The sequence below is a fragment of the Brevibacillus sp. FW301-21C12A genome, from assembly GCF_058788915.1.
Genome location: NZ_JBYTBG010000026.1, coordinates 15,140 through 41,572, shown reverse-complemented (window position 1 = coordinate 41,572; position 26,433 = coordinate 15,140). Strand labels below are relative to the sequence as shown.

Here is a 26,433-nt window from a genome sequence, read left to right as displayed (position 1 = left end):
GGCACATGGCAAACGATTTGATTCAGGCAATCACGCTGCTGAAAGAAAAGGAATGGGTCGATCTGACGCACACGTTCGGCCCGGAGTCGCCGCATTTTGCCGCTTTCGACTCAGCCGAATTCAAGACGCTGTTCACGCATGACGACGGCTTTTTTTCGCAGAGCTTTACTTTTGCCGGACAATACGGCACACACCTGGATGCGCCAATCCACTTTGTGCGCAACAAACGCTACCTGGACGAGCTGGAGCTGAAAGAGCTCGTCTTGCCGCTCGTCGTGATCGACAAATCAAAAGAAGCAGAAGCAAACAACGACTACGTGCTGACCGTGGAGGACATTTTGCAGTTCGAAGCCGAGCACGGCCGAATCGAGAGCGGCAGCTTCGTCGCCCTGCGCACCGATTGGAGCAAGCGCTGGCCCGATGCGGAGGCGTTCAACAACAAGGACGCCGACGGCAACAACCACGCTCCCGGCTGGGGACTGGACGCCTTGAAGTTTTTGTTTGAGGAAAGGCAGATCAAAGCGATCGGGCATGAGACGTTTGACACCGACGCCAGCGTCGACTTCCAGAAAAACGGCGCGCTATTGGGCGAGTATTACGTGCTGGCCCAGGACACCTATCAGGTCGAGCTGCTGAAAAACTTGGACAAGCTGCCTGCCAAGGGTGCCGTAATCGTCAACATTACGCCGAAGCCGGAAAAAGCCTCCGGGTTCCCTGTGCGTTCGTTTGCGATTTTGCCGTAGCCATCGTTACAAAATCCGTCTTGCACTGAAAAAGAAAGTTCCCAAGCCAACTGACCTGGGAACTTTCTTTTTTTAAGTGAAACGATCGTTGTCCACTTTCTTTATCTCTAAATAACTGCCCAGAAACCATGCCATAAAGCCGAATAAGCACCAAACCCCCGGTCATCCGCCCGGGGGTCATGCTCGTTACCCTTGCTGTCTCGTCGGCGCCAGCACAATCTCGCGAATATTGACACTCTGCGGCTGGCTGAACGCAAAGTAGATCGTCTCCGCTATCGTTCTCGGATCGAGGCCGCCTGCGATCGAGTGCTTCCAATCCGTGTAGCTCGCTTTGATCGCCTCGTCGGTCGTATGGCTCAACAACTCTGTCTCGACGACGCCAGGGGCAATCGTCATGACGCGGACGTTGTGCTTCGCCACTTCTTCGCGCACGTTTGATCGAGTGAACGGCGAATTTCGTGCCTACGTAAGCCGCATGGTCGGCAAACGTCTTTTTGCCCGCAATCGAGCTGATGTTGATAATCGTGCCCGTCTTACGCTCGATCATCGACGGCAGCACGGCCTGCATGCCGTTTAGCACGCCGATGACATTGACCGCGTACATGTCTTTCCATTCGCTGCTGTCCTGCTTGCTGATATCGCCGAGGAGCATCCGCCCCGCATTGTTGACGATCGCCTCCACCGGGCCGAACTGCGCCTCCGCTTCCGCGATCGCTTTTTCAGCGCCTGCTCGTCCGTCACGTCGACCTGCGCCTTGCGGACCGTAGCGCCCTGAAATTCCTCCAGCCGCTCCACGCGCCGCGCGAGCAAAAGCACGTTGTGTCCTTTTTCGATAAACAGAGCGGCTGTCGCTTTGCCGATGCCAGACGAAGCCCCTGTAATGACGACGAATCCCTTCTTCATCCTCGGTCCCCTCTTTCCCGATTGATTCATGGTAAAGTGAGTATATATGGAGCGCCCGCGACTCCGCCAGTAAGCACTTTGAAGTGAGCTACTAACCTGCACGTAAGAAAGGACAGCGCCATGACGAAGAAAAAGTACTTGAACGAATTTGACGCCACTTTGCAAATCATCCAGGGCAAGTGGAAAGTGATGATATTGTACGAGCTGTACGAACACGCGCCCAGGCGCTTCGGCGAGCTGCATCGCTACATCCGCGACATCTCCCACAAAACGTTGACCAACCAGTTGCGCGAGTTGGAAGAAGACGGCCTCGTGTCGAGAACCGTCTATCCCGAGGTGCCGCCCCGCGTCGAGTACGCGCTGACGGAAAAAGGACTCTCGCTCATCCCGCTGCTGGAAATGATCTGCGACTGGGGACTCGCACACGTGGACCGCGAGCAGATGGAGCGTTTGCTCTGCGAGGAAGACGAGATCGAAGAAGCAGGGTGGTAGCACGGGCCGCCTGCTACGCTGCGCCGCCCCCCCTGCGTATGCTGCAAGATTGCGCCGATAATAACGTCCCAGTCGCCTTGCGGAAGCTCATGCCCGGTTCCTTCCAGCGTCACCAGCGCGGCGCCGGGAATCGTCCGCGCCAGCGCGACACCGTGCGGATACGGAATGATCGGGTCTTCTGTGCCGTGAATGACCAGGGCAGGGACCGCGATTTCTGCCGTCCGGGCCAAATACGGTTCGCTGCCGGGAATCAGGGCGTGATTGTTGATGTTTGCCATCTTGCGGCTGCGTTTTACTTCCGCTGTCACCAGCTCATACGTCCGCTGCTCGTCAAGCGGGTGCCGGGAGCCGACGAGCACTTTCCACTTCGCGACGGAAAAGTCGATCACGTCCTGCTCCTTTTCCCAGTCTAGCTCTTCTACATTGCTGAAAAATTGCACGATCTTCTCCTCCATTGGCGGCAAATCCGGGGCGAAATTGGACGTTGCCAGCAAGCCGATCGTCCGCACTCTTTCCGGATGCCGCAAAGCGATGATCTGCGTGATGATCCCGCCCATCGACATGCCGACGATGTGCGCCCGCTCGATCTTGTAGGCATCGAGTATGTGAATCGCGTCGTCTGCCATGTCCTCGAACGTATAGCCCGGATTGCCCAGCTCAAAAGTGGTAGAGCGGCCGACATCGCGATTGTCGTAGCGAATGACAAAGCGGCCCGCGTCCGCCAGCCGCTGGCAAAATGGTTCCTCCCACCAGACGAGCGACGCCTGCGCCCCCATAATCAGCAAAATAGCCGGATCGGCCGGATTGCCGAAGCTTTCCGTGCAAAGCTCCACGCCATTTCGATTCACCATTTGTTCGGTCATTCGTTTCTCCTCCTTCAACATGCGGTCTTTTCATGAAACGACTGGACTTTTGCCAGGCCGTTTGCGCGCGGACAGTCAAGGCTGCCCGAGTGAAAACTTGGCTGCGCCAAGCCGTTGGCGCAGCCTTAGTTGCACTTATAAATCTTACAGTACAAAAAAACACAGGCTGGCTGCCTGTGCTGGTGTAATCGAAAAAGCAGAGAAAAAGAACCGCGCCAAACGCCGCAGACTTGCCGCGTTGAAGCACGCCGCGCAAAAAGCAGAGCCGCTTTTGCAGCGCGCAATGGCAAACGGCAGCGGGCGAAACCGTGAAAATGACCGTTCCATTCGCTTCCTTCTCTTCTTTTGTTTTTCAGGGCAAGCGGGGCCGTCGCTTGAAAAACTTCCCCTACCTGTCCTGCAAACCGGTTACCATGCAGGCAAACCATTTTTCGATTACCGTACGCACACGACTTAGCCTTTTTCGTGCTATTTCCAATCATTGTGCCACGAATGAAACCGAAAAATTAGTTTGCCACACGTAACCCTCCGTTCCTCTCAATTGCGTCCATCCTACCATGAGCCGCTGTGAACTGTCAATGACTGGATAATCGTCCAACACGCGCGCCCGTTGTCCCTCATGGCCTTCATGCAGACGCTACGCCGTAATTTTCCACCCGCTCGTTCTTCGCTGCAGCTCCCACAGCCGGGCGTACAGCCCGCCTTTTTCCAACAGCTCCTGGTGCCGCCCCTGTTCCACGACCTTGCCTTTTTCCAGCACGATGATGTTGTCGGCGTTCACGACCGTTTTCAGCCGATGGGCGATCATGATAACCGTCCGGCCTTTGACCAGCCGCCCGATCGCCTGCTGCATGTCGGCTTCGTTTTCCGGGTCGAGCGAGGAAGTCGCTTCGTCCAGGAGCAGCACCGGAGCGTTTTTCAAAATCGCCCGGGCGATGGAAATGCGCTGCTTTTCGCCGCCGGACAAAGTGGAGCCGCCCTCGCCGACCATCGTGTCGTAGCCGTTCGGCAACTTCATGATGAAGTCGTGGCAGCACGCTTCCTTGGCTGCGGCCTCAATCTCTTCCTGCGTCGCATCTTCCCGCCCGTAGCGAATATTGTTGCGGATCGTGTCCTGGAACAAGTACACATCCTGGAATACCATCGAAATTTTTTGCATGAGCTTCTCCGGGTCTATCTCGCGTTCATCTTTTCCGCCGAACAGCACCCGTCCCCCGACCGGATCGTAAAAGCGCGCGATCAGCCGCAGCAGCGTGCTTTTTCCGCTGCCGGACGGCCCGACGATAGCCGTCAGCGTGCCTTTTTTCATCTCGACAGACACGCCGTCCAGTACGAGCGTGCCGTCGTCATAGCCAAAGCTCACCTCTTCCAAGCGGATGTCGTGCTCCTCAGGCGCTGCCTGCTCGCCTTGCATGATCGGCTCGGCCAGCAGATTGACGATGCGCTCTCCCGCCATCGCATCGTACTTGAACGCAGGCAGGCGCATGATCGCGACAGACAGCGGGTCGAAAATGCGCGCCCCGACCAACAGGAACATTGCGAACAGCGGAACCGTCAACTCGCCGCCGAGCACGAGATAGACGCCGACAATCGTCAACAGCGATACGCCCATCTGCATGAATGCCATGGCAACGAGGAAAAACGGGCCGAGCACTCCCTCCAGCCTGATGCTCTCTTGCATGTAGCGGTAAAACGACTGCTTCAGCCTTTGGAAGTTGTCGATGCGCAAATTGTACGCCTTGATGACCTTCATGCCGTACAAATATTCTTGCAGGCAGTTCGCGAGGGCGACTTTGGCCCGGGAATGGCTCGTGCCGAGCCTGCGTTCCAGTCGGGAGACGCCCCACAAAATGAGGATCGTGACCGGGAATCCGGCCAGCATCGCCACGGCCATGCGCCAGTCCCAGAACAGCAGGCCGAAAAACGCGAGAAACGGGATCAGCACACCGCTAATCAACTGCGGCAAAATCGACGTTCCGGCATTTTCAATCTGGGTAAAATCGTTCATGATCGCATGACCCAGCTCGCCTGCGTCCTTGCGCATGAGAAAGCCAAGCGGCAGCTTGCGCAAGTGCTCGGCCAGATTCGTCCGGCCCTCGACAGACGCTTCGTACGCGCCGCGATAGATCGCGCGATACGCTTTTCGCTCACAGTAGAACACGACGATCAGAAATACGGCCATGCCTCCCCACGCCAGCCATAAGCTTTGCGTATCGAGCGCAGCCTGCTCTTTGGCATAGTAGGCGTAAACGAGGCTCACGGCCCAGGCCAGACAGCCAAACGGCAGCATGTTGGCGAGATTCGCCAGCACGGCCCAAAGGATCGGCTTCCACATTTTCCCGGGGTTGCCGGCCGTAATGTCGTACAGCAGCTTGCGCATCAGCCGTACACCTCCTTCTCCTGCCTGAGATCAATCGTCCAGTCAGCCGAGCTCGTATAGGCAGCCCACATGTTTTTGTACAATCCGCCGCGGGCGAGCAGCTCGCGATGCGTGCCGCTGTCCTCGATTTTGCCGTTTTTCAGCACGATGATCTGATCGGCTTCGCAAATCGTCGTCAGCCGATGGGCGATAATCAACACCGTCTTGCCGCGGATCAGCTCTCCCAAGGCAAGCTGCATCTCGTATTCGTTTTCCGGGTCGGCGTACGCTGTCGCCTCGTCGAGAATCAAAATCGGCGCGTTTTTCAAAATCGCGCGAGCAACCGACACCCGCTGCTGCTCCCCGCCCGACAGGTGCACGCCGCCCTCGCCGATCAGCGTATCGTAGCCATGCGGCAACCGCTCAATGAACCCGTGACATTGCGCCGCCTTCGCCGCAGCGTACACTTCCTCTCTCGTCGCACTCGGCCGACCGGACAAAATGTTGTTGTAAAGCGTGTCCGTAAACAGGAAGCTGTCCTGAAAAACAAAGGACATGGCGTCCATCAGCTCCGCCGTCTTCATCTCGCGGATGTCTACGCCGCCGATGAAAATCGTCCCTTTTTGCACGTCCCAGAAGCGTGGAATCAACTGCGCAACGGTCGATTTGCCCGAGCCTGACGGACCGACGAGCGCCGTAATTTTTCCCTGTGCCGCGACAAAGCTGATTCCCTGCAGCACCTCGTTGCCGCCCTCGCCCTCGTACGAAAAGGAGACGTCGCGAAACTCGATGTCATAGCCCGTCGGCTTCGCACCGTGCTCCGGCTCCGGGATCGCTTTTTCTTGCAGCATCTCGTCAATGCGTTTTACGCCCTCGGCAATCGTCGTCATCGCCGAGGCGAAGTTGTTCAGCTTGAAAATCGGCGTGGATATCCCCGGAGCGAGCACGAGAAACAGCATCAGCGTAGCAGCAAAAGCGACGTGATCCGGGTCCTGGCTGATGAAAAACAGGCCGACCGGAAAGAAAAACGTCGCCAGCGAGAGCATGACTACCTTGAAGGACACGTAGCCCAGCTCGAAATTGTCCGTGTAGCGCAGGCTGAAATCGCGGTAATGCAGCATGTCCTGGTAAAACTTGCGGAACGAATGCACCGTCTGGCCGAAAATTTTGATCGCCGGCATCCCGCGCACGTATTGCACCGAGGACGTGCTGATCGCCTCCAGCGCGTCAAAGTATTCCTTCAGCCCCGCCTTCGCCTTTTTCCCAGCCATCATCGAATATTGGGCGGCGAAGCCGAGCACCATCGGGATGATGCAGGCCAGCGCCAGCCATACATCGAGCGAAAACATCGCGACCACGATGACGACGAGCATCACCGCCGTATTAATCAGGTCAGGCAACTGGTGGGCGATGAACAGCTCGATTCGCTCCACGTCCAGGTCCACGACTTTTTTGATTTTGCCTGTGGCATTTTTGTTGAAGTAGCCGAGCGGTAGCGCACCGATATGGTCGGCCAACCGCACCCGGATGCCGTACAAAATGCGAAAGGCGGCAATGTGCGAGCACATCCCGCCGACGTACATAAACAAATAGCCGAGCAAAAGCCCTGCCACGCCCCGGACGGCCCAGGCAATGACATAGCTCGCATCGACGGCCGAAATGTCTGCGGCATGCCGCAAAAGCTCAGCCAGGACGTAGTAAATCGACAAGTACGGGACGAGCAGCAAAAAGACGCTTACGGTAGACAAAACTGCCGAGCAGACCATCAGCGTCTTTTTTTCACCTGCCAGCTCCAGCAGTCGAGCCATTCCTGTTTTTGGCTTACGTTTCAACGGTTCTCACTCCTTGTTCCGTGAAAATCGTCTCCACATCGTGCGTTGCTTTCAATTCCACAATCTGATCGCTGGCCAGCCCGGACAAAATCTGGTCGTGCGTGACGATGACTACCGTTTTGCCAGCCTGGGCGAGCTTTTTCACCCACGCTGCCACCTTGAGGACGCCATCCCCATCGAGTCCGCTCGTCGGTTCGTCGAGAATGATCCACTCTGCGTCCGAGCAGTAGGCGGCCGCCATCGTGACCCGCTGCTTTTCTCCGCCCGACAAGGACGCCGGATGCCTGTCGCGCAAATTTTCGATGCCAAACGCCTCCATCGCCGCATAGGCGCGCTGGCGCAGCTCCTCGTCCAGCCGTCTGCCCATCACGATCTCGTTGCCCACGCTGTCGGCGTAGAGCTGATAGTCTGCGTCCTGCATGACCAGGTAGCTCGCTGCGCGCCTTTTGCTCGCAAAATAGCGGGCGGAGCCGTAGTGGACCGTGCCCTTTTGCTCGCGCAGCAGCCCGCACAAAATTTTGCTCAACGTCGTCTTTCCGGCCCCGTTTTCTCCCGTTAGCGCCGTGACAGTTCCTTTTGGCAGCGTAATGTCGACCTCCGAGACTCCGTCGCCTTTTCTGCGGTAAAAATACGAAAGCCCTCGCCCTTCCAGCGCGATTTCGGACGGTGTGGCCTTCTTCGCCTGATCCTCCGCCTTGCTGGCACAAGCCATGTCCGGGTGGCGCAGCCCGTACGGCCGCACCGCTTCCATCGGCAGTTCGGCAAACTCATCCCTCGTCCACGTCTGCGCGATTTTGCCGTTTTCCATGCACACATACCGATCCGCTACAGGCAAAAACGGCGTCAGCCGATGCTCGCAAATGAGCAGAGTCGTGCCGTTTTGCTTGAGCCTTCCCAAAATTTCGATCAGATTTCGCGTCGAGGACTGGTCCAGATTGGCCGTAGGCTCGTCTAGCAGCAGCAGCGGCGGGGCCAGGACCGATGCAGCCGCAATCGCTACGCGCTGCTTTTGGCCGCTGGACAGCCTGTGCAGCGAACGGTCGAGCAGATGGTACACACCGAGCTGCTTCGCTACTTTGTCGATCCGCTCCCTGATTTCTTGCGGGTCCATCCCGATGTTTTCCGCTGAAAACGCCAGTTCGTCGCGGACGTTTTCCATAAAAAACTGGCTTCGGGGGTCCTGGAACACGACGCCCATCAGCCGCGTTCTCTCCTGCGGCAAAAGCTCCGCGGGACTTTTCCCGCCCACGCGGACCGTGCCGCTGAGCTTGCCTGCGTAAAAGCCGGGGGCGAGGCCGTTGACCAGCCGCATCATCGTGCTTTTGCCGCTGCCCGAACGCCCGCACAGCACGACACACTGCCCGGCTTTTACCGACAGGTTGATCTGGTTGACCCCCGTCTCACTGCCGGGAGTCCCGTCTTCGCTCTCATAATGGAAGGTGACATCTGTCAGCTCGATCATGCCATCATCCCTCCCGCTCCGTAAATAGCTGTCGCCGCTATAATGTAGATGACCAGCGCCACTGCGTCCGCTGTCCGGAAATGAAACGCATGGATCGACGTCCTCGCGCAGTCGCTCTCGATCCCGCGCAGCTCGGCCGACGAAGCCAGCTCGGCGGAGAGCTTCAGGCAGCGCACGACCAGCGGCATGAAATAGCATTCGTAAGCCATGGCCGGATGGAGCAGCGTGCTGTACCAGTGCGGAAAAATCCCCCTCGCGCGAATGCCGTCGCGAATCGCCTTCATCTCCAACAGCACCACCGGGAAAAAGCGGATCAGAATGCAAATCATCACGGTAATCGGCCGCGGCACTGACATCCGCTCCAGGACGCACATGATGCTGCCGGGGGGCGAGTACATCAGCGTCGCCCCGATCATGACCAGCGGCATCATTCTGGCAAACGAATAAAAAACAAGCTTCATCGTCCCGAGCGTCTCCGGCATGGCAAAAGAAACAGCCAGAGACAGGACATAAACGAGAATAAAGGGAAGTACCTTTCTGGACAGCCGATTTAAGACCAAGTACACTACACTTAAAGCCACCATCATATGTACCTGCAGGTCGTCCTTGATGAGGATCGTCAGGATGCTCGCCAGAAGAAGCACCAGCAGGTGTGTCTTTGGACCTGGCTGCCTCATGCCAGCTTGGCCTTTTTCACATGTTTTCTGAACAGCATGTTCCCGATCATGACACCGACAAGGCCGCCCGCTGCCGAAATCAGGCACATGGTGATCGCCATGCTCGGAGTCCCGTAGTAGTAGAGCATTTCATCCAGCGCCACTTTGGAGTAGCTTTTGGACAGAGTCGCAATGTACTCGTCGCGGAAGAAAATGAGCGGAACCATCCCGCACAGCGAGTAGCCTACATAGAACAAGGCGTAGGCGATGGCGTTGCGCACAGGGTTTTTATAGCCTTCCTGGCCCCACAGAACCAGTTCGCAAATGATCCCCATGACGCCGAGCACCAGCAGGAAATACGCATAGCCATAAGCGACAAAATACAGGCCCGTAATGATAGCGGATAAGAACAGTACGCCTCTTTTGTTGATTTTATTCGCCATGACCACATAGAGCGGTCCGTTGAGCAGAGCGGTGATCCCGCCGACAATCAGGTAAGAGGCGAAGGTAAAAATCGGGCAGAACGTAATGATGATGAGCATGACGACATTGAAGATGGCGAGTGTGATGAAATCCCGCAACGTCCATCTGTTTTGCAGGGGTGAGACTTGAGCTTCCATGATCGTTCCTCCTTATGTCCTATTGCAAAAATGTAGAGAACTGTAAATGAGATCAATTTTCATTTGCAGTGACTTGGTTCCATTTTATTTTTATCCAACTTGGAGGGTCAATGAGCTGGGCGCAGGTGCGTCTTTTCGTGGTATGTTTTCGTCCGATCACGGTATTTGGAGGTGAAAGCAAATGAAGGACATCGTGACCGAAATGCATGTGCCTTGCTTGATGCAATGCGGTTTTTACCAGGATGACAGCCAGGTGCCCTACAGTCAGGCAGGGACGTGCTTTTCCGTCTCGCCCGAAAAAGGCTCCGGTCACTACTGGACGTACTCCCGGGAGAACCTGTTTGCCATCTCGATTCTCGACTTCGTTTTTTATGAGGATTTGTTCCTGGAATTTCAGCAGCCGAAGTATTTGAGCCTGAACTACTACGACTCTGTCTCGGGCGAAGAGCTGCACCCGTACAAGCGCCTGTCCTCCGGCTGCATCCGCGTGCATTTTGGCTGCAACAACGTGTATCGGGCGCGCTACCATAAAAATATCCCGATCCGTTCGACGGGGATCGAGATTACGCCGGAGTATTACGAAGATTATTTGAAAACAAAATACCCGGATGAGTACACGGACCCGCGCTCGTCTTTTCTCAGCGTGGACGGACTGACGAATTTTCCCGAGCTCGTCTTTCTGTTCCGACAGATCAGACAGTTTCGCGGCACCGGCATCGCGGCCAAGCTGTACTACGAGGGCAAGGTGGCGGAGGCAGTCTCGCTGATCGTCGAAAAAGCCCAGCAGCAAAAAAAGACGTATCCGAGCAAATACGTGTCCAAAGCGGATTTGGACAGTCTGCAGGCTGTGACCGCCTATATCGACGACCACTTTGCCGAGGACATCCACCTGGAGTCGCTCGCCCGGATCGCCTGCATGGGGACGACCAAGCTCAAGAGCACGTTCAAGCTCGTTTACAAATGCACGATCACGGAATATATCCAGAACAAGCGGATGAGCCGGGCGGAGCAGTTGCTCAGCAGCACGGACATGCCGATCAACCAGATTGCGCAGCTCGTGGGCTACCACAACTCCAGCCGTTTCTCCGAGCTGTTTCGCAAAATTACCGGGATGCTGCCGAACGAGTACCGGAGATACTGCGCTACGCTCTTGTAGGTCAGACGGTCGGGGGAAGCTGGTCAGAAGCTGGTCAAGCGTGTTGACGGCGTTTGCGGTCCCGCCTGAACGCTGTGCCTGGTCTTTTTTGCGCGGTGCTGCTGCATGGCGCAAGTCGAAGCGTTTGCGCTCCGCTGACGTCCATAAAGCCGGGCTTTCCCTGCCGCATGCCGATCCGCTAGGTACAAAAAAAGCTGTAGCCGCTCACACGTACGGCTACAGCTTCTTCGTTTAATTCAGGCGATGCACGATCTCGTACCGGTTGCCGCACGGGTCCTGGAAATAGACTGCGTAGTAGGTGGGGCTGATGGGAAAAAACTGCGGCCCGCTGTGAATGGTCCCCCCGGACTGCTCCACGAGCGCGGCCATCCGGTCTACCTCGTCCCGGTCGCTCGCCCAGAAGCCGATCAGATTGCCGTTCGGACGTGCTCCGGGTCTTCGGTGATCGCAAAGTACGGCACACTCGGCAGCTCGCCTTCCGCTGCAAACACGCGCCGGTTCACACTGTGAAACGTGCGCGTAAACCCGAGCGCAGGCAGCAGCTTTTCGTAAAAGGGCAACGATTTTTCCTAACTTTTCACTCGCAAATCCATATGGCTGAACTTGTTCATTGGACACTGCTCCCCTCGTTTTCCTCCGCGCTCAGGCAAGCTTTTTCCTTCAGTTTTTCCAGCGCTTCCTCCCACTGCTGCTTCATCTGTTCGCGCGCCGCTGCGTCCGGGAGGTTTTCCTGGTGAAAGCTGATCGTCGTTTTCCCGTTTTTGGCGGCTAACAAGCGGATTTGCAAAGTCGACGGCTTTTCCCACTCCGGCTTGTTCCACCTCAGGCGAAGCTGCTGAAACGGCTTGACGACCTTGAACTCCCCGGAAATCCCTTCTGCACAAGCAAAAGCTTCTCCCACCTGAAAGGCAGGCGGCGGCAATTCGCCCAGCCACAGCTTCAAGCCCTCTTGTGACGTCAAAAAAGTCCAGGCCCCTTCGCTCGATATCGGCAGCGTTCTGCGCACGCCGATCTGGAACCCGGTCGCGGCGGTTTGTCCAACCATTTTCGGTAATGCCAAAGACGGTTTGCTGTTCACTTTCCCACCTCACCATTTGCGTACATTTGTTAGCGCTAACTGCCAGCATGCTTGCAAAAAAATTACGGAGTCAACGCCTTGACGAACAAGTCGATGCTCGATTCCATGAACCGCTGCCTCGTGACGTTTGTGATCGTCTCTGCCCCGTACAAATGCGTCATGAACGCCCCGTAGTTCATCCACATGAAGGTGATCGCCTGCGCTTCGGCATCTGTGGCGACCAGCTTGTTTTTCTCCTGCATGAGTTGAAAATATTGCGTCAAAAGCTCCAGCAGCTTGCGCGGATGCTTTTGCGCCTTTTCGCGGATGGCCAAGAGATCGTCATCTTTGAGCACGATGAGAAACAGCTTGCGATTGCGCTCCATGATCTCGTGGTACATCCGGCTCATCATCAAGAGATCAGCCCGCAGCTCCCAGACGATCTGTTCCGCGAAAATCCGCTCCATCTCCACGGAGTAATGGTAGCGCTCCACTGCCTGGTCGAGCAGATTTTGCTTGCTGCCAAAATGGCGAAACAGCGTCATTTCGCTAACCTGGGCAGCGGCGGCGATTTCTTTTGTCGATACGCCTTTGTAGCCTTTTGCCGCCATTAACTCGATGGCTGCTGTCATCAGCTTTTCTTTGGTGTCCGTAGCCATTTGTCCCTTCACTTCGTCCTCCCGTCATCGTGGAATTTCGCTTTTGTTTAGTTAGTACTCACTAACGTACGTAACCATAGCTTATTTCTTTTTTTTGGAAATGTCAATAGCGATACGGCAAAAACCCTGGCTGACCAATCCTGGGCTTTTGTCTAACAATGCAAAGATGCTTCTCCACTACTGCCTACTGCCGCAGCGAAAACAGCTTCCGCACCCGTTCGTCCCACAGCCAAAGCCCGCCCCAGGCGAGAATCGCCAGGTAGAGGGCAAACAGCGTGTGCGTGAACAGGGGCGCATCCATGCGAATCTGTGTCGCGATCACGCCGCCAAAATACCCTGTCAACAGCACAGCGCCCCAAAAAGCCGTTCGCGGCAGCGCATACAACACCGTAGAGACGAGCGCGAGAATGCCCAGCAGGGCGATATGGTGCTCGGCATAGCCAAGCTCCAGCGTGCCTGTTATTACCGGCTCGGGCTGGATGAGTTTGAAGATACCGTCAAACAGCATGAAGAGAATGACAAGCCCGCTCATGATCCGGGCTACCCAGAGGCGGGTTTTGGAAATGTTTTGCGCCACCATCCGTTCCACCTTTCTTCCTGAAAAAATTACGATTGCGCTTTGCTGCCTTTTTACGAAGCCTATGTCCCCTGTTGCTATCATCAACAAAGAAAAGGGTAACACAAACCGATTCGCGACATTTCTCATGAATTGCTCTGTTGGCAGCCGGGTTTCTCCAGGCAAAAAGAAACAGCCCGCGCAAATAGACAGATGTCCATTGCGCGGACTGCGGACTGCAGAAGCGGCTTGCTTTTCCACCATTATTTCATGCGCTGAATGTCGTAGCCTTTTTGTTTCAACTGGTCGAGAACCATTCCTTTCATCGCGTAATGGGCAGAGCCGATCACGACAAAAGAGGTGTGTTCTCCTTCCTGCTCCAGGAGCTGTACCAGCTTGCTCGCCATGTTGCGGTCCCGTTCCCCGAGCAGGCGCTGGTTCACTTCGCCAGCCCCGAACTGCCCGTAGGTTGTCAAGGTGTTGGTCAGCCCTTCCAGATCGCCTTCCACCCAGTCGCGCTGCATGTCTTGCAAAATTTTTCCCTGGTCGGCCAGTTGCTCGCCAGAGAGGATGCTGTCCAGCATAGTGTTCAATTCTTTTTCCTGCTGCTCGGCAGGCACGCCAGAGAGCAAGTCCGCCTGCAGCTTGATGCCTTCCAACTCGTGGATCGGCTTGTCGGCAAGCAGCGCTTTCGTCAGGAAGTAGCGGTCAATGCCCGTAATCAGGCCAACCTCGCCTTCCGCCGGATCGGAGAAGTAGCCGAATGTCGGCAGCGACAGCGTAACGGCAAACGGCTTCAGCGTATCAAAGGCGTTTTCCGGCAGCCCCAGGCTTGCCAGCACCTTTTGCAGCTTGCTGTACGTCTCGGCGGATACGTGGTCCTTTAATGTCGTACCGTCGCTGTACATCATTTTTTCGGTCATGTAGTCCATGTCGCCGCCGACGATGTCTGCCTCGACCCACAGGTCGTCAGAAGCTTCGAAGGCGTCGCGGATGCTTTTTTTCATCGGGTACATGTCCGTAATCCCGAGGTGGACGGAGCCGAGCAAGTACAGCGTGTTTTTGCCGTTCGTCACCTTCCACATCAGACCTGCGGCACCGCTGCCCGCTGTATCGTAGGCGAACTCGACGACCCGGCTTGCGAGCACCACTGCCTGTTCAACCGTCGCAGGCTGCTGCAGGGCCAGACCCGCATTACCCGTTCCTTTCACCAGCCCTTTTTTCTGCAAGTACGCCAAAGAGTCTTGCCCCGTCATTTCGAATGCGGCCGGCAGCTCGTAATTCGCCAAAAGCTTGTACAGAGAGGTCATGACCGTTTCGCGCGTGATGACTTTCTCTTGAGGAACCGACACAGCCGCTGCTTTTTTCTGCAAGCCAAGCGCATCGAGCTTTTTCTCCGTAGCCTTCATCAGTTCGGCAAACCGATCAGCAGAGATCGGCTGCAGAAATGCTTCGTCCTGGTACCACTGCAACGGGAAAATCCCGTATTTCTCGCCTTCGTTCAAGGTCGTCACAGCCCATGGGCTGACGCTGGGAACTGACGCTGGCGTCTTAGCATGAACCGGGTAGACTTGCCCCAATAAAATGGACAGGCTGAATACCCCTGCTCCCGCCCACCGGAAAAACTTGCTCCATCGCTTGTTTTTGTTCATAAAAAGAACTCCTCTCATGCTGTCAAGCAGACTCGCTCGTTATTTTCTATCAATGGTAGATTATACCACAGCAAAAAAATGCAAGTAACCCAAATGCTAGATTTGATTGGCTCATTTTGCGTTCATCCGCTCGACTCGTCCGGCTTTATGCCGCTTTCCTCCCGGCGCTTATCTGTTATAGTAAAAAAATAACAACATCATTTAAGGAGGGATACGATGGAGTACGTCCGTGACTACGCCATGTACGCCGCAGTCTTTGGGCTGTTCAGCTTCTCCTGGTTCGGCTGGGCGCAGGAAAAGCCCCGACCGGGCTGGCGCAACTATCTCGGCATGGCTGCAGGCGCCGCGCTGCTCGTCTGCCTCGTGGGCGTCTACCTGAGTGTAACCAATTGGCATGCCCCTTCCGCGCTGTCTGACCGGACTGCTTTTCAACGTTACTTGCTCCTCGTGTCTGTCGAATTTGCCCTTGCTCTGGCGGGAGCGCTTGTGCTCTTGAAAAAGCGGCGCAAGGACGAGATTGCCCCGTGGATTGCCTTGATCGTCGGCCTCCATTTTTTCGGGCTGAAAAATGTGTTTGCGGATGCGGGTTTATCCGTTTTGGCCGTGCTGCTGATTGTCGTCGCCCTTGTTTCCCGTCCGATCGCGCGCAAGCTGCAAGTGGCGAGCAGCGCGATTACCGGCATTGGCGTGGGGACGGCATTGTTTGCCTTTGCCATTTTGGGGCTGATCCGGTTTATGTCGGTGTAGCCGGTAGCTGGCCTTGAACAGCCCTATTTTTCCGAATCGTCTGACCACACTTTAAAAAGAAAGCCAGCGCGCTCTGGTTTGTCCGTTTTCATGCCCATTCCCCCTCGTTATGACTCGGCAAAATCGTTTTGCCACGAGTATGCTAAGCAAAAGGCATCTCGAATCATGTCAGCTTTCGATAGAGCCATCACTTTTTTTCGATAAAAGGAGCCAAAACACATGGATATAGATACCATCCGGGCTTTTGTCACGGTCGCCGAGCTGAAGAGTCTGTCTGCCGCCGCCTTTCGCATGAACCATCTGCAATCCAACATGACAGCGAAAATCAAAAAGATCGAAACGCATTACGAAAAGCAGTTGTTCATCCGCAGCTCCAAAGGAATGGAGCTGACCCATGAGGGAGAGAGGCTGTATGCGCACTATAAAAAGTTGCTGACCCTCTGGGAAGAAGCCGAACAGGAGATGCAGCAGCAAGACCCCAAGCTGCGGCTTGGCACGATGCAATCGGTCATCGGCTCGGAGCTTACGGCGGCGTTCACGGACCTGTACGATAAATATCCGCGGCTGTCCGTCACCTTGAAGACCGGCACCACCGAGGAAATGGAAAAAGCGCTGATGTCTGGCAGCATCGACCTCGCCTATACGATCGGCACATCCAGCAAGACGGAGCAGCTCCACTTCAAAAAAATCGGGACAGAAGAGCTTGTATTGATCGGCAAAAAAGCAAAGTCGGGCGTTTCGCTCCAGCATTTTCTGCAAGGCGAAACAATGCTCGTTTCCTCCAAGGAATGTCTGTGTACGGCGATTTTGCTGCAGCTTTACTCCGACCTTGGTTTGCCAGCAGCCCCCTTGACGGAAGTAGCCGTGCTGGAGACACTGTTTCAGTTTGCCGCTTTGGGCATGGGGATCGCCCTTTTATCCAAACGGATCGTCAGGCAGTTTGGGCTGACAGACTTTGTGGAGCTGCCCGCAGAGCATCGGTATGTGGATAAATATGTGGTCACGCGGCAAGGCTATCAGCTCTCGCCGCTGGAAAGGCAATTTATCGAAGCGAGTCATTTCCTGTAGCCGTGCGCTTTCCGGGCACGGCTCTTTTTTTATCTGTTTCTGGCCTGGACAAGCGGTACAATAGAGGGAAACTACTTCACTTGCTGGAGGGGAAAAGCCTTGAGCTACACAAGTCCGAATTGGCACACGTCCGCACTGGTTACGATTGACACGCAAAACGATTTTACTCTGCCAAAACGCCCCGGCGGAAATTCCGGGCACTGCACAGGTGCTGCCGCATATACACAAGGCGCTGGAGGCTTACCGCGCGAGTCGTTTTCCGATTATTCACGTAATTCACCCATGCAAAGAAGACGGCTCCAACGCCGACCTGTGTCGCCGGGAAGCGATTGAAAACGGCGCGAAAATAGCCGCGCCAAATAGCGAAGGCGCAGAGCTGGTCCGCGGGCTTCGTCCTTCTGCCTACACCGCCCTCGACTCCGCTGCGCTGCTTGCCGGACGATTCCAGGCGGTGGGCGAGCAGGAATGGGTCATGTACAAGCCGCGCTGGGGCGCTTTTTATCAGACGGGGCTGGAGCTGTTTCTGCGGGAGCGCGGTATCGACACGCTCGTGTTTGCTGGCTGCAATTTTCCCAACTGTCCGCGAACTTCCATTTTGCGCCAGGTAGCCTGCTTTTCCGTCATTTACTCAACAAAAAACCAGGCGGCCCCGAATGGAGCGCCTGGTTTTTGCCTTTTTCCGCCTGCAATCCCGCTTTTGCCTAGCGATTGCGGCTTCGGTAGAGCAAATAGAGGAAAAAAGGGGCGCCTACGCCCGCTGTAAAGACGCCTGCCGGAACGTCGAGCGGTTGAAAGGCGAGCCGGGCAACCGTATCCGCAGTCAGCAGGAGCAGGCTGCCGATCAGGGCCGCCACGGGAATGGCGCGGCCGTGGGACGGGCCGACAAGCTTTCGGGCGATATGCGGGCCGATCAGCCCGATAAAGCCGACGGCGCCCGCGACTGCAACTGCCGCCCCTGCCAAGGCGACGCTGATAAACAGCAGAATGCAGCGGTGAAGCTGCACGCGCGCACCAAGCCCTGTCGCCAGCTCGTCCCCCAGCTCCTGGACGTCGAGGATGCGGGCGTACAAAAGCGCCAAAGGAATGAACACGATCACCCAGGGCAGCATGGCGTACACGTTTTCCCACGACGCGCCGTATATGCTGCCCGTCATCCAGATGTACGCCTTGCTGGCCGCCGTAATCGGACTGAGGACGATCATCAGCATGGTCAACGCGCTGGTGACGGCAGCTACCCCGATTCCGACCAAAATCAGCCTCGTGGACGTCACCCCTTTTTTCCAGGCCAAAAAGTAAATCAACAGCGAAACGAGCGCCGCCCCGCAAAAAGCCGCCAGCGGAAGCCATCGCACGCTGACCGTTCCCGCCGTATAGGTGATGAACGCGACTGCGGCAAAAGCAGCTCCCCCCGTCACCCCGATCACATCGGGCGAAGCGAGCGGATTGCGGGCCACGCCCTGCAAAATCGCCCCCGAGACGCTCAGCGCCGCGCCGACGAGCACGGCGAGCAGAACGCGCGGCAGCCGGAGCTTGCCGATGACCAGGGTCTGCTCCGGTGTACCGTAGCCAAACAGCGTGCGCACGACGTCCGACAGCGGAATCCATTTGCTGCCCGACTGCACGCTGACGACCATCCCGACGACGGTGCACAGCAGCAATCCCGCAAGAAGCAGCATCGTCTTCTGCGGCAGTAGCCGCGCAAAGCGTCCGGTCCAGCTTCGGATCGAAAATAGCCGATTCATTGCGATGCTCCTTTCGCGCGGTACTCTTTACGGGCCGTATAGACAAAGAAAGGCGCACCGACCAGCGCCGTCATGACCCCGAGCGGCATCTCGGCGGGCATAATCAAAAAGCGGGCTGCAATATCTGCACTCACCAGCAGGATGGCGCCCAAAACCGCGCTGTACGGAATGACCCAGCGATAGTCGATGCCGACCAGAAAGCGGGCGATGTGCGGAATCACCAGCCCGACAAAGCCGATCGAGCCTGCGACCGCGACCGAGCTGCCCGCAAGCAGGATCACGGTGAGCGCAATCAGCAGCTTGACGAGGCCCGTTTTTTGTCCCAAGCCTTTGGCAACCTCTTCGCCTGTCGCCAAAATGTTGACAGACCGGGCCAGCCATAGCGCCGCTACTCCGGCGAACAGCATGTAGGGCAACACCGGAAGCAAGCTGTCCAGCTCTTTGCCGGACACAGAGCCTGCCAGCCAAAACAGCACATTTTGCAGCCCGGACTCGTCCAGGACGAGCATTCCTTGTGTAAACGAAGCAAACAGCGCGGACATGGCCGAGCCTGCCAGCACGATTTTCAGCGGCGTCATGCCCCCTCGGCCCATCGAGCCGAGGAAGTACACGGTGAAAGCAGCTACGCCCGCTCCCGCAAAAGCGATCCAGACCAGTTGGTTCAGCGAGGAAATCGGCAGGACAGCCAATGCCGCCACCACAAAAAAGACAGCCCCGGAATTGATGCCGAAAATGCTGGGCGACGCCATCGGGTTTCGGGTCAACGCCTGCATGAGAGCGCCTGCCACAGCCAGGTTTGCTCCGATCACCGCAGCAAAAACGGCGCGCGGAAGCCTGGTCGTCATCACGATGACATGCTCCTTGAGCGAGGCGTCATAATCGCGAAACGATTCGATGACGGTCAGAAAGCGAATCGGCGTGCTGCCAAGGGCGATGCTTGCCGCAAACAATCCCCCGAGGACAATGAGGCAGCCGATCAAGCCGAGCGCCTTGTAAACAGACTGATGCAAGTATGAGCGCACAACAATCCTCCCTCGCTTTTTCGCGAAGCGATCGACAAGAAAACTGCTGACGCTGCTTGCGGTCAACAGTTTCCTCTCGCGTCCTTATTTCAACTCGTAAAATTCGTACAAGTCTTCGAGCATGCCCAATGCCGCCAACGGGCCGGAGCCGTTGTTCCAGATCGCCGAATCGACCTCGAATACGCGATTGTTTTTCACCGCCCGCAGATTTTTCCAGAGCGGGTGCTCCGTCCACTCTTTGCGCAAATCCAGTCGTCCGTCATCCCGGGTCGTGCTCGTCTGGTCGAAAATGATATCCGCGTCCATTTGCGCAATGTTTTCCTTGGAGGTCAGCTTCACTCCCCACTCTTCGCCTTTCTGGTTCGTCGGCCGCGCTACGCCCAGCTCGTCCAGAACGAGAGCGGAAAAGCCTGTGTACACGATGCGGGCGTGGTCCGGGCGGAAGTCGACAATCCCGACCTGCAGATTGAGCTTGTCGCCCATTTTTTCCTTGAACGCCGCTACCTTTTGCGCCCATTCCTCTAAAAACTTGGCCTCTTCCGCTTTTTTGTTCAGCGCTTCTGCACTCAGGCTCAAGGTGTCTTTCCAAATATGCACCTCTTCGGTCATCACCGTCGGCGCAATCGCGGACAGTTGCTCGTAAATTTTTTCGTGACGGGTCTTGGAGGCAATGATGAGATCCGGGTGGAGAGCCACAATCTCTTCCAGGTTCGGCTGGTTTTCCGAGCCCAGGTTGGTCACGCCGTCCATCTTGTCTCGAATGTAGTTGTACCACGGCTGCTCAATCCACGACTCTACTGCGCCTACCGGCTTGACGCCAAGCAGCAGGGCGGCATCGGTAGCGCCCTGGAACAGCGTCACGACTTTGGTCGGCGTGCCTTTTACTTCTGTTTTTCCCATCGCGTGGGAAACGACCCGGACGTCCTGTTGTCCCGCGTCTTTAGCTGGTTCGGCCGCTGCTTGCGGCTGGCTTTGCGCCGGTTGTGTCTCCGTCGTCCCCGCTGTTGCCGTTCCTTGCCCGCTCGCTCCGCAGCCTGCGAGCACGAAGGCAACGAGAAGCACGGCGCTGAAAATGAACGACCATTTTTTATCGATCAACACTGCTGTTTCCCCCTTTTGTTTTTCCGACGATTTCCTTGTCAATAGAAAGCTCACTGGCGCTTTTCTGCGCTTTCGTGCAGCGGACCGATATGCGGAAGCACCATGAATTTCATCCATAGCTGGTTTAGGAGCAGCAAAACGGCCGAGCCGACAAAAATCAGCGGCAAGCCGAAACCGCTCGCAATCGCTCCCATGGCAAACGTCCCCGCCATGCCGCCCAAAAAGACGGCACAATTGTGGTAGCTGTACGTCCTGCTCTCCATTCCTTTTGGCGCGTACTGCCGCAGGAGAACGTGCAGAGAGGGCATCATCCCGCCCAGGCATGCTCCCGTGCAAAAGCGCAGGGCGATGAATTGCCATAATTGTTGGACAAAGGCTTGCGGCACCAAAAAAACGATCGAACCGAACACGGCGAGGTTGAAAATCCGGTGGGAGCCGAACTTGTCGCCCCACTTTCCGAGTTGGGGAGCCGCGAGCATATTGGCAAGGCCCATGACCGCCGTCGTCACGCCCGCCATGATAACTACGTTGTCCTGATCGGGAAGCAACTGTTGGACGTACAGCGGGATGAGCGGCAACGTACCGACCATCGCTGCCCTGGCGATTGCGGCAGAGACGAACAGCGCGCCGAGCGGCTTTTTGCCCGCGATGTGCCGCAAATCGGCGAGAAAGTTCGTTTTCTCCACAAGCCGCTGCTCGTTTGCCACACGCTCTTGCACCCAAAAAACGATCATAATGGCGGCAAGCAAAATGCACAGACCTGTGTAGCAAAAGACGGCGCTAAAGCCGAAGCGGACAGCGAGCAGACTGCCCAAAAGCGGGCCGCAGATCGTTCCCCCGACCGCGCTGGCGTGCAGGATGCCGAGCGCATAGCCGCTGCGCTCCTGCGGCGTATTCGTTGCGGTAAAAGCGACAGCAGCCGGGCTGAAACCTGCCATCATCCCGTTTGCCAGCCGCAAAACGAGCAACTGCACAGGACTGGTGACAAATCCCATCAGCGTAATCGTGACCGCGAGACCGAAGCCGGAGCGAACGATCATCAGCTTCCGGCCGTGCCGATCCGCCAGCTTGCCCCACAGCGGCGAAAACAAAAACGCCGTCAGCAGATTGGCGACGTAAATCGCTCCTGCCCACCAGAGAACTTCGCCGGGATCAGACACGCCCATCTCCTGCAAATAGAGCGGCAAAAACGGAGTAACGCAACTGAGCGAGGCCATCGTCAGAAATTGCCCGGCGCACAAAATAAACAGATTCCGTCTCCACTTTTCCACCGTGCTGACACGATCCTCTCTCGCTGTCATCGGCTTTTCGCTCTCGGGCAAGCCGAGCAGAAGCCTTCGCGCGAAGAAACCTTGTAATGATAGCAGCACGTCTTGCGAATCCGGCCCGGTCGCGCTGTCGCTGCTCCAGGCTCGCTGTCGCCAAACTCGCAAAACTGCGCGAACGGATTTTGTGCTTCCCCGAACCATGGGGCAGGCGCGTGCTTGAGCAGGCAGGCAAAGTCAGCCTGGACGCGCTCCCGCAGTTCGCTTCCCGCCTCCGCTTTGATCCGCTTTTCGTACAGCGAAAACAAACGGACCGCCGTGTTTTCCCACAGCACCATGCGCGGAATGTTCGCCACGCGGGAAATCGTGTGCCACAGCGGCGCGATATGTCCGGCGAACAAGCTGCGGATGATCTGCTCCCGCCACTCGCTCCTGTCCCCGGCAGCGAACGCGCGAACGTCCGACGCGCGTACATGGAGCCGCGACAACCATGGCTCGCCCGGCTCCTTTGCCAAAACGAGCTGGCATTGCCCGATGTCCAGCGTGACTGCTTTGTTGTACACCGTCATGGCGTACAAGATGGGGGCAACGGTCAAAAACGCGTACCTTTTGGCAAACAGGGAGGCGGTCACTTTCAGCGAAGGGGCGTGCAAATAGCCGCTCATCCGCGCGAGACAGTCCGCGCACGTCTTTTCATCCAACAACTCTGTGACCGGAATCAACTCTCCCGAGCGCACGGGTACGCCATGGGTCAGGCGAAAATGCTCCGCCAAATACGCCGATTCGTCCGCTTCTAGCCAGTTTTTGTTCATCAAATGCTCTCCCTTTGCGGGCAGAGATGAGGCGGTCAGGACAACAGCGCGTCTGCAATTTCATCCACTACCCGGTTAATCGCGACAGGCCCGTAAAAGCCGATCCACATCGTCGTGTCGAACGTGCGCACATGGTTGGCTTTGACCACGCTCAGGTTTCTCCAGAGGGCGGACTCCTGGTAGGCGCTGGTCAGCGCGGCGTTCGTATCGTCCTGCAACACAAAGAGGTGGTCGGCATTCAGTTCGGTCATGGCGTCCAACTGGATGTACGAGCTGGTCCGCTTGCTGTCCATCGCCATCGGTGGCGGCGCGATGCCGAGATCGCGGTACAAAATCCGTGCCGTCCGGTGCGCCGTCGTGTGCAGCCGGATCATGTTGTCGCGCGGCCGGATCAAGGAAACCGTCTTGCCCCCCAGCTTGGCCGCAATCGCATCTTTCAGATGGACGATCTTTTGGTTGTACGCGTCAATCACGTGTTGCGCCTCCTGCTCTTTGCCGAGCATTTTTCCCAGCACAGGAAGCGTCGTCCGCCAGTCGTCGTTTCTGCCGAGCATCACCGTCGGGGCAATCGCGACCAGCTCGTCGTACAAATGCGCATGTGTATCCGTGCAGACAATCAGCTCCGGCGACAGCTCGGCAATCGCGGTCATATCCGGATGATCCTTTGTCCCCAGCCTTTTGATCGCGCTCATTTTCTCGCCCAAATATTCCGGCAATCCGGACGGGCTGGTCGTGGCAAATACGCTGCCTGCTGGCAAGTGGCCGAGTGCGTACATTTGATCGATGTACTGGTAATCGAGCACCGCAATTTTTTCGGGCAGTCGGTCCAGCTCCAGTTCGCCTCGCAGATGCCTGATGTACTTGCTTGTCGTTTTTGCCACTCCCCCCTCAGGGTCTGCCTGTTTTGCACGCTTGCTCCTGTGCGCTGCCAGAGCAGCCGAAGCAGGTGCTGTTTTTTGTTGAGAATGACTCCCATTCTCGTTGTTAATACTATACAAGGGCACGCTTTTGCCGCCAATGAACGATGGCGACAAGCCGGATGGATTTTGACGACAAAGTTCGGGTTGCCCGGCCATTTTTCTGAATTGGCTGGGGGAGATGCCGACGTATTTTTTGAACAGGCGGCTGAAGTAATAGCTGTCTGTAAAACCGACAGCCTCGGCAATGTCCATCAGCGGCACATTCAGTTTCAGCAGCAGGTCCTTGGCCTTTTCCAGCCGGACGCGGAGCAGGTATTCCATCGGCCCCACCGCAAGCGCTGCCTTGAACAGCCGTTGCAACTGCCGCTCCTGGCAGCCTACCTGGCTCGCCAGCGCATGCAGCGTCATTTTCTCGGAGAACTGCTCCTCGATCAAGCGGATTGCCTTGTCCACCAGACTCTGGACAGTCGGCTCTTCTGCCTGCTCCTGGCGCTGCTGCAGCCATTCGTACACAAACTGATGCAAGAGCGCCTTCGCGTGGAGCCTGTCCAGCATGCTCGCCTTCTGCCATTTCTCGTGCATCTGGCGGACTGTGCCAAACAGCGGCAGCGGATAGCGCGGCGTAAAGCTGTGCGCGAGTTGAAAAGGGTCTCGCTTCTGCTGCAGCCGCAACAGCTCCTCGCGGCACGGCAGAGCCAGGGTCGCCTTGTATTGCAGCAAATAGTACTCGAGTGCTTCCTGCACGTAATCAATCGCGAGTACCGTGCCTTTTCCGGCGTGGCAAACATGATAAGGGCCCGCCTGATACTGCGCTTCGTCAAGCAGCACGCAAGCCTTTCCCTGTACGGTACACAAAAATGAGCCTGCCGTAAGCTGGTGCGCGCGCAGGCTGTCGCCTGGCTGGATCACCGCACGGCGGACGTCCACTACTTTGAGAGCTGCGTGATTCCATAACAACAAATCGTCCTGAAATGACAACTCCCTTTCCCTCCTGTTCTGTGCTGTGGCGTCGTGGAATTGGATGTGGGTCTATTATAAAGATAATGATTCTCATCATCAATAAAGAATCGCCCCTAGGGACAGTTGGCGTATGCGCCTGGCGATGCGCATTAGAAAATTTGGCTGCGCCACTGGCTTGACCCAGCCTTCGTTGTCTTTCTACTGGATAAGAATCTTATCCATTCTTGTCTGTATAAAAAAACACAGCCTTTGCGATAGCTGTGCGGTGACCAAGCGTTATTTGCTCTCGACAAACGTAATTTTTTTCATCAGCCGCCGGATTGCTTTTGGCCAAAAGTAAGCGGCGGGAAACGCCAGCGAAAAAGCCATCGGCCATGCCTTGAGCCAGCGCTCGAGCAGCATGGAGTTGAAGCCGAAATTCACCAGCATCATGAAGAACGACAAAATACAGGACATGCCCAGCGCCATTAAAAACGTAAAGACAATCGCTTCGTATTTTTTCGGGATTTTCACACGCATCACCTCGCTGATTTTCCTGTTTCTTCCTATTAAAAGGCAACCGTTCTGCGCGACGGTTACCCGATTAATTATGGTAGCTCAAAGCAAAATAGCGAAGCCGTCAACGCTGCAAGTGTCGACGGGACAAGAAAAAACCTTTGCTGTATCGCAAAGGTTTTTCAGCAACGCTGCTCTTGTTATTCCCTCATCCGGCTGGCGACGGCTTCCGCCAAATCTGTCGTCAATTGCGGGACGTGTGACTTCAGGATCGAGTTCACCATGGGGGCCTTCAAGCCTTTTGCCGTAATGTCGAGAAACCCGGTCATTTTCGTGCGCTCCTCCCCCAACGCCTCTGCCCGAAAGTAGCCTTCTCCCGTAAAATTCTCGTTGATTCCGGTCAGTGTAAACTTCACTTCCGTCGGCTCGTTCCACTCGGTAATGTCCACCTGCAGGCTGATTTGCTTTTTCATAATCCCGATGTCGCCGGTAAACGTCCAGGTCACGCGCCGCTCATGGATCACTTCGTGGCTGATGTAGCCTGGCACGAGCGGAACCCAGTTCTCCAGCACGCTGACAAATTCCCAGATCGTCCCGATCGGCAGCGGCAGCTCGATATCGTGGATGCCTTGAGGCATGGTTGCTCATTCCTTTCCCCTGGTTGTTTCGGATGTCTCGTAATATGTATGGCTTTAGGGGGCAGGATATTTCGGGAAAATGTGTCGTTGTCTTTACACAAGCTGCTTCCGGTCGGGCTTGCCCAGGCCGGTGTAGGCGATGCTGTCAACGAACACAATCTCTTTTGGCAACTGATACCTGGCGACTCGCGGGCGCAGCCAGCCAGCCCAGCAAAGCTTCCTCGGTCAGCCCGGCATGGCTCGCAGGATGCACGAAATGCCCCGGGAAAGAACTTCCTTGATGGGTTTCGAGTATTCTGGGTTTCGGCGAAGCCTCTGGGAACTCATTTATGTTTGTATTCGTATCCTTCGGGTTTAAGCGTTGCACTAAGAGGTATTATCTCTCCGTTTTTTTCAGTATAAAAGTATCTTACATCGGGTTCATCAGCAAAAATAACTTCTACACTAAAAAGCGGAAGCTTCCCAAAAACGCCATCTACACTAGCTATTGTTTTCTCATCGAGATTTTTCTCCGTAATGAGATATTGGCGTACTTGATTTTCTAAGCTTAACAAAGTTCCTTGAACATATATAACTGGAGCAGCGATCAGGATTAAGATCAGGAAAACTATAATCATTGTTTTTTTGTGCATTTTCGTTATCCCCCAAAAAAC

30 protein-coding genes and 1 pseudogene are annotated in these 26,433 nt (G+C 56.1%); 8 read left to right on the top strand and 23 right to left on the bottom strand.

Features of this window, described 5'->3' with window-relative positions:
* Positions 1-5 precede the first annotated feature (5 nt).
* Positions 6-743: a cyclase family protein gene (locus tag AC3WQH_RS16270; RefSeq protein ID WP_007778731.1), complete on the top strand. Its 738-nt coding sequence runs from the start codon at positions 6-8 to the stop codon at positions 741-743.
* On the opposite strand, the gene AC3WQH_RS16265 is transcribed toward AC3WQH_RS16270, so the two are convergent.
* Positions 682-1,425, bottom strand: coding sequence for an SDR family oxidoreductase (locus AC3WQH_RS16265; RefSeq protein ID WP_374993169.1), 744 nt, complete (start codon positions 1,423-1,425; stop codon positions 682-684). The two genes, AC3WQH_RS16270 and AC3WQH_RS16265, sit on opposite strands and share 62 nt — an antisense overlap.
* On the bottom strand, positions 1,317-1,646 hold the full coding sequence (locus AC3WQH_RS16260; protein WP_374993168.1) for an SDR family NAD(P)-dependent oxidoreductase: 330 nt from the start codon (positions 1,644-1,646) through the stop codon (positions 1,317-1,319). The genes AC3WQH_RS16265 and AC3WQH_RS16260 overlap by 109 nt, the downstream gene beginning before the upstream one ends.
* 120 nt (positions 1,647-1,766) lie before the next feature.
* Here AC3WQH_RS16260 and AC3WQH_RS16255 point away from each other — a divergent pair, with 120 nt between their 5' ends.
* The gene (locus AC3WQH_RS16255) at positions 1,767-2,138 is read left to right on the top strand and encodes a winged helix-turn-helix transcriptional regulator (RefSeq protein WP_025843959.1); all 372 of its coding nucleotides are present in this window, start codon (positions 1,767-1,769) and stop codon (positions 2,136-2,138) included.
* Between the two features lie 32 nt (positions 2,139-2,170).
* Here the strand turns inward: AC3WQH_RS16255 and mle are convergent.
* Positions 2,171-3,001 (bottom strand): annotated as a pseudogene (mle, locus tag AC3WQH_RS16250) (alpha/beta fold macrolide esterase); the annotation flags it as partial.
* Positions 3,002-3,098: 97 nt separating this feature from the next.
* Between mle and AC3WQH_RS16245 the strand changes: the two are divergent.
* A complete protein-coding gene (locus tag AC3WQH_RS16245; protein ID WP_157179498.1) occupies positions 3,099-3,458 on the top strand; it encodes a hypothetical protein in 360 nt (119 codons plus the stop codon).
* 180 nt (positions 3,459-3,638) lie between these two features.
* On the opposite strand, the gene AC3WQH_RS16240 is transcribed toward AC3WQH_RS16245, so the two are convergent.
* From AC3WQH_RS16240 to AC3WQH_RS16220, 5 genes are read right to left on the bottom strand one after another with little or no spacing between them, the layout of a single operon-like run.
* A complete protein-coding gene (locus tag AC3WQH_RS16240; protein ID WP_025843957.1) occupies positions 3,639-5,381 on the bottom strand; it encodes an ABC transporter ATP-binding protein in 1,743 nt (580 codons plus the stop codon).
* Complete coding sequence (locus AC3WQH_RS16235) at positions 5,381-7,192, bottom strand: ABC transporter ATP-binding protein (RefSeq protein WP_025843956.1); 1,812 nt, start codon at positions 7,190-7,192, stop codon at positions 5,381-5,383. Before AC3WQH_RS16235 ends, AC3WQH_RS16240 begins: the two co-directional genes overlap by 1 nt.
* Positions 7,182-8,654: an ABC transporter ATP-binding protein gene (locus AC3WQH_RS16230; RefSeq protein ID WP_310670485.1), complete on the bottom strand. Its 1,473-nt coding sequence runs from the start codon at positions 8,652-8,654 to the stop codon at positions 7,182-7,184. Before AC3WQH_RS16230 ends, AC3WQH_RS16235 begins: the two co-directional genes overlap by 11 nt.
* A complete protein-coding gene (locus tag AC3WQH_RS16225; protein WP_005829662.1) occupies positions 8,651-9,331 on the bottom strand; it encodes an energy-coupling factor transporter transmembrane component T in 681 nt (226 codons plus the stop codon). The genes AC3WQH_RS16230 and AC3WQH_RS16225 overlap by 4 nt, the downstream gene beginning before the upstream one ends.
* On the bottom strand, positions 9,328-9,930 hold the full coding sequence (locus AC3WQH_RS16220) for an MptD family putative ECF transporter S component (RefSeq protein ID WP_007778710.1): 603 nt from the start codon (positions 9,928-9,930) through the stop codon (positions 9,328-9,330). Before AC3WQH_RS16220 ends, AC3WQH_RS16225 begins: the two co-directional genes overlap by 4 nt.
* Positions 9,931-10,111: 181 nt before the next feature.
* On the opposite strand from AC3WQH_RS16220, the gene AC3WQH_RS16215 reads away from it, so the two are divergent.
* Positions 10,112-11,086, top strand: coding sequence for a helix-turn-helix domain-containing protein (locus AC3WQH_RS16215; RefSeq protein WP_005829666.1), 975 nt, complete (start codon positions 10,112-10,114; stop codon positions 11,084-11,086).
* A gap of 40 nt (positions 11,087-11,126) precedes the next feature.
* On the top strand, positions 11,127-11,321 hold the full coding sequence (locus AC3WQH_RS16210; RefSeq protein WP_005829668.1) for a hypothetical protein: 195 nt from the start codon (positions 11,127-11,129) through the stop codon (positions 11,319-11,321).
* Here AC3WQH_RS16210 and AC3WQH_RS16205 read toward each other — a convergent pair.
* From AC3WQH_RS16205 to AC3WQH_RS16180, 6 genes are all read right to left on the bottom strand, one after another.
* Positions 11,318-11,455, bottom strand: a complete 138-nt coding sequence (locus AC3WQH_RS16205; RefSeq protein WP_007778708.1) for a VOC family protein — start codon at positions 11,453-11,455, stop codon at positions 11,318-11,320. The genes AC3WQH_RS16210 and AC3WQH_RS16205 overlap by 4 nt on opposite strands.
* Positions 11,456-11,493: 38 nt before the next feature.
* The gene (locus AC3WQH_RS16200) at positions 11,494-11,646 is read right to left on the bottom strand and encodes a hypothetical protein (RefSeq protein WP_007778705.1); all 153 of its coding nucleotides are present in this window, start codon (positions 11,644-11,646) and stop codon (positions 11,494-11,496) included.
* Between the two features lie 47 nt (positions 11,647-11,693).
* Positions 11,694-12,164, bottom strand: a complete 471-nt coding sequence (locus tag AC3WQH_RS16195; RefSeq protein ID WP_005829672.1) for an SRPBCC family protein — start codon at positions 12,162-12,164, stop codon at positions 11,694-11,696.
* 62 nt (positions 12,165-12,226) lie between these two features.
* The gene (locus AC3WQH_RS16190) at positions 12,227-12,814 is read right to left on the bottom strand and encodes a TetR/AcrR family transcriptional regulator (RefSeq protein WP_005829673.1); all 588 of its coding nucleotides are present in this window, start codon (positions 12,812-12,814) and stop codon (positions 12,227-12,229) included.
* 172 nt (positions 12,815-12,986) lie between these two features.
* On the bottom strand, positions 12,987-13,379 hold the full coding sequence (locus AC3WQH_RS16185; protein WP_238501377.1) for a DoxX family protein: 393 nt from the start codon (positions 13,377-13,379) through the stop codon (positions 12,987-12,989).
* A 242-nt stretch (positions 13,380-13,621) separates the two neighbouring features.
* Positions 13,622-15,010, bottom strand: coding sequence for a TraB/GumN family protein (locus AC3WQH_RS16180; protein WP_122952598.1), 1,389 nt, complete (start codon positions 15,008-15,010; stop codon positions 13,622-13,624).
* Between the two features lie 216 nt (positions 15,011-15,226).
* Here AC3WQH_RS16180 and AC3WQH_RS16175 point away from each other — a divergent pair, with 216 nt between their 5' ends.
* From AC3WQH_RS16175 to AC3WQH_RS16165, 3 genes are all read left to right on the top strand, one after another.
* Entirely contained in the window at positions 15,227-15,757 is a 531-nt protein-coding gene (locus AC3WQH_RS16175; RefSeq protein WP_122952599.1) for a hypothetical protein, read from the top strand.
* A gap of 219 nt (positions 15,758-15,976) precedes the next feature.
* Positions 15,977-16,825: a LysR family transcriptional regulator gene (locus tag AC3WQH_RS16170; protein ID WP_005829683.1), complete on the top strand. Its 849-nt coding sequence runs from the start codon at positions 15,977-15,979 to the stop codon at positions 16,823-16,825.
* 145 nt (positions 16,826-16,970) lie between these two features.
* Positions 16,971-17,588, top strand: coding sequence for a cysteine hydrolase family protein (locus AC3WQH_RS16165; protein ID WP_492332157.1), 618 nt, complete (start codon positions 16,971-16,973; stop codon positions 17,586-17,588).
* On the opposite strand, the gene AC3WQH_RS16160 is transcribed toward AC3WQH_RS16165, so the two are convergent.
* The 9 genes from AC3WQH_RS16160 to AC3WQH_RS16120 form a co-directional block, all read right to left on the bottom strand.
* On the bottom strand, positions 17,527-18,567 hold the full coding sequence (locus AC3WQH_RS16160; RefSeq protein WP_007778694.1) for a FecCD family ABC transporter permease: 1,041 nt from the start codon (positions 18,565-18,567) through the stop codon (positions 17,527-17,529). The two genes, AC3WQH_RS16165 and AC3WQH_RS16160, sit on opposite strands and share 62 nt — an antisense overlap.
* Positions 18,564-19,589, bottom strand: coding sequence for a FecCD family ABC transporter permease (locus tag AC3WQH_RS16155; protein ID WP_492332156.1), 1,026 nt, complete (start codon positions 19,587-19,589; stop codon positions 18,564-18,566). Before AC3WQH_RS16155 ends, AC3WQH_RS16160 begins: the two co-directional genes overlap by 4 nt.
* Before the next feature lie 84 nt (positions 19,590-19,673).
* Positions 19,674-20,690 (bottom strand): ABC transporter substrate-binding protein, encoded by a 1,017-nt coding sequence (locus AC3WQH_RS16150; protein ID WP_007778690.1) that lies wholly within the window; start codon positions 20,688-20,690, stop codon positions 19,674-19,676.
* Between the two features lie 50 nt (positions 20,691-20,740).
* On the bottom strand, positions 20,741-21,991 hold the full coding sequence (locus tag AC3WQH_RS16145) for an MFS transporter (protein WP_026557700.1): 1,251 nt from the start codon (positions 21,989-21,991) through the stop codon (positions 20,741-20,743).
* Positions 21,988-22,767 carry an IucA/IucC family C-terminal-domain containing protein gene (locus AC3WQH_RS16140; RefSeq protein ID WP_005829694.1) on the bottom strand — a complete coding sequence of 260 codons (780 nt, stop codon included), beginning with the start codon at positions 22,765-22,767 and terminating at the stop codon, positions 21,988-21,990. Before AC3WQH_RS16140 ends, AC3WQH_RS16145 begins: the two co-directional genes overlap by 4 nt.
* Positions 22,768-22,802: 35 nt before the next feature.
* Positions 22,803-24,665: a helix-turn-helix domain-containing protein gene (locus tag AC3WQH_RS16135; protein ID WP_492332155.1), complete on the bottom strand. Its 1,863-nt coding sequence runs from the start codon at positions 24,663-24,665 to the stop codon at positions 22,803-22,805.
* A 258-nt stretch (positions 24,666-24,923) separates the two neighbouring features.
* On the bottom strand, positions 24,924-25,166 hold the full coding sequence (locus tag AC3WQH_RS16130) for a DUF2798 domain-containing protein (RefSeq protein ID WP_206699328.1): 243 nt from the start codon (positions 25,164-25,166) through the stop codon (positions 24,924-24,926).
* 176 nt (positions 25,167-25,342) lie between these two features.
* Positions 25,343-25,780, bottom strand: a complete 438-nt coding sequence (locus AC3WQH_RS16125) for an SRPBCC family protein (protein WP_005829702.1) — start codon at positions 25,778-25,780, stop codon at positions 25,343-25,345.
* 323 nt (positions 25,781-26,103) lie between these two features.
* Positions 26,104-26,412 carry a DUF3139 domain-containing protein gene (locus tag AC3WQH_RS16120; RefSeq protein ID WP_005829704.1) on the bottom strand — a complete coding sequence of 103 codons (309 nt, stop codon included), beginning with the start codon at positions 26,410-26,412 and terminating at the stop codon, positions 26,104-26,106.
* Between the last annotated feature and the right edge of the window lie 21 nt (positions 26,413-26,433).

Excerpts from the sequence above, each read along its gene's own strand:
- AC3WQH_RS16145 (WP_026557700.1), bottom strand. The coding sequence starts at position 21,991 with ATGACAGCGAGAGAGGATCGTGTCAGCACGGTGGAAAAGTGGAGACGG.
- AC3WQH_RS16125 (WP_005829702.1), bottom strand. The coding sequence starts at position 25,780 with ATGCCTCAAGGCATCCACGATATCGAGCTGCCGCTGCCGATCGGGACG.
- AC3WQH_RS16270 (WP_007778731.1), top strand. The coding sequence starts at position 6 with ATGGCAAACGATTTGATTCAGGCAATCACGCTGCTGAAAGAAAAGGAA.
- AC3WQH_RS16205 (WP_007778708.1), bottom strand. The coding sequence starts at position 11,455 with ATGGCCGCGCTCGTGGAGCAGTCCGGGGGGACCATTCACAGCGGGCCG.
- AC3WQH_RS16225 (WP_005829662.1), bottom strand. The coding sequence starts at position 9,331 with ATGAGGCAGCCAGGTCCAAAGACACACCTGCTGGTGCTTCTTCTGGCG.
- AC3WQH_RS16255 (WP_025843959.1), top strand. The coding sequence starts at position 1,767 with ATGACGAAGAAAAAGTACTTGAACGAATTTGACGCCACTTTGCAAATC.
- AC3WQH_RS16215 (WP_005829666.1), top strand. The coding sequence starts at position 10,112 with ATGAAGGACATCGTGACCGAAATGCATGTGCCTTGCTTGATGCAATGC.
- AC3WQH_RS16120 (WP_005829704.1), bottom strand. The coding sequence starts at position 26,412 with ATGCACAAAAAAACAATGATTATAGTTTTCCTGATCTTAATCCTGATC.
- AC3WQH_RS16220 (WP_007778710.1), bottom strand. The coding sequence starts at position 9,930 with ATGGAAGCTCAAGTCTCACCCCTGCAAAACAGATGGACGTTGCGGGAT.
- AC3WQH_RS16230 (WP_310670485.1), bottom strand. The coding sequence starts at position 8,654 with ATGATCGAGCTGACAGATGTCACCTTCCATTATGAGAGCGAAGACGGG.
- AC3WQH_RS16140 (WP_005829694.1), bottom strand. The coding sequence starts at position 22,767 with ATGAACAAAAACTGGCTAGAAGCGGACGAATCGGCGTATTTGGCGGAG.
- AC3WQH_RS16240 (WP_025843957.1), bottom strand. The coding sequence starts at position 5,381 with ATGCGCAAGCTGCTGTACGACATTACGGCCGGCAACCCCGGGAAAATG.
- AC3WQH_RS16160 (WP_007778694.1), bottom strand. The coding sequence starts at position 18,567 with ATGAATCGGCTATTTTCGATCCGAAGCTGGACCGGACGCTTTGCGCGG.
- AC3WQH_RS16175 (WP_122952599.1), top strand. The coding sequence starts at position 15,227 with ATGGAGTACGTCCGTGACTACGCCATGTACGCCGCAGTCTTTGGGCTG.
- AC3WQH_RS16260 (WP_374993168.1), bottom strand. The coding sequence starts at position 1,646 with ATGAAGAAGGGATTCGTCGTCATTACAGGGGCTTCGTCTGGCATCGGC.
- AC3WQH_RS16170 (WP_005829683.1), top strand. The coding sequence starts at position 15,977 with ATGGATATAGATACCATCCGGGCTTTTGTCACGGTCGCCGAGCTGAAG.
- AC3WQH_RS16130 (WP_206699328.1), bottom strand. The coding sequence starts at position 25,166 with ATGCGTGTGAAAATCCCGAAAAAATACGAAGCGATTGTCTTTACGTTT.
- AC3WQH_RS16180 (WP_122952598.1), bottom strand. The coding sequence starts at position 15,010 with ATGAACAAAAACAAGCGATGGAGCAAGTTTTTCCGGTGGGCGGGAGCA.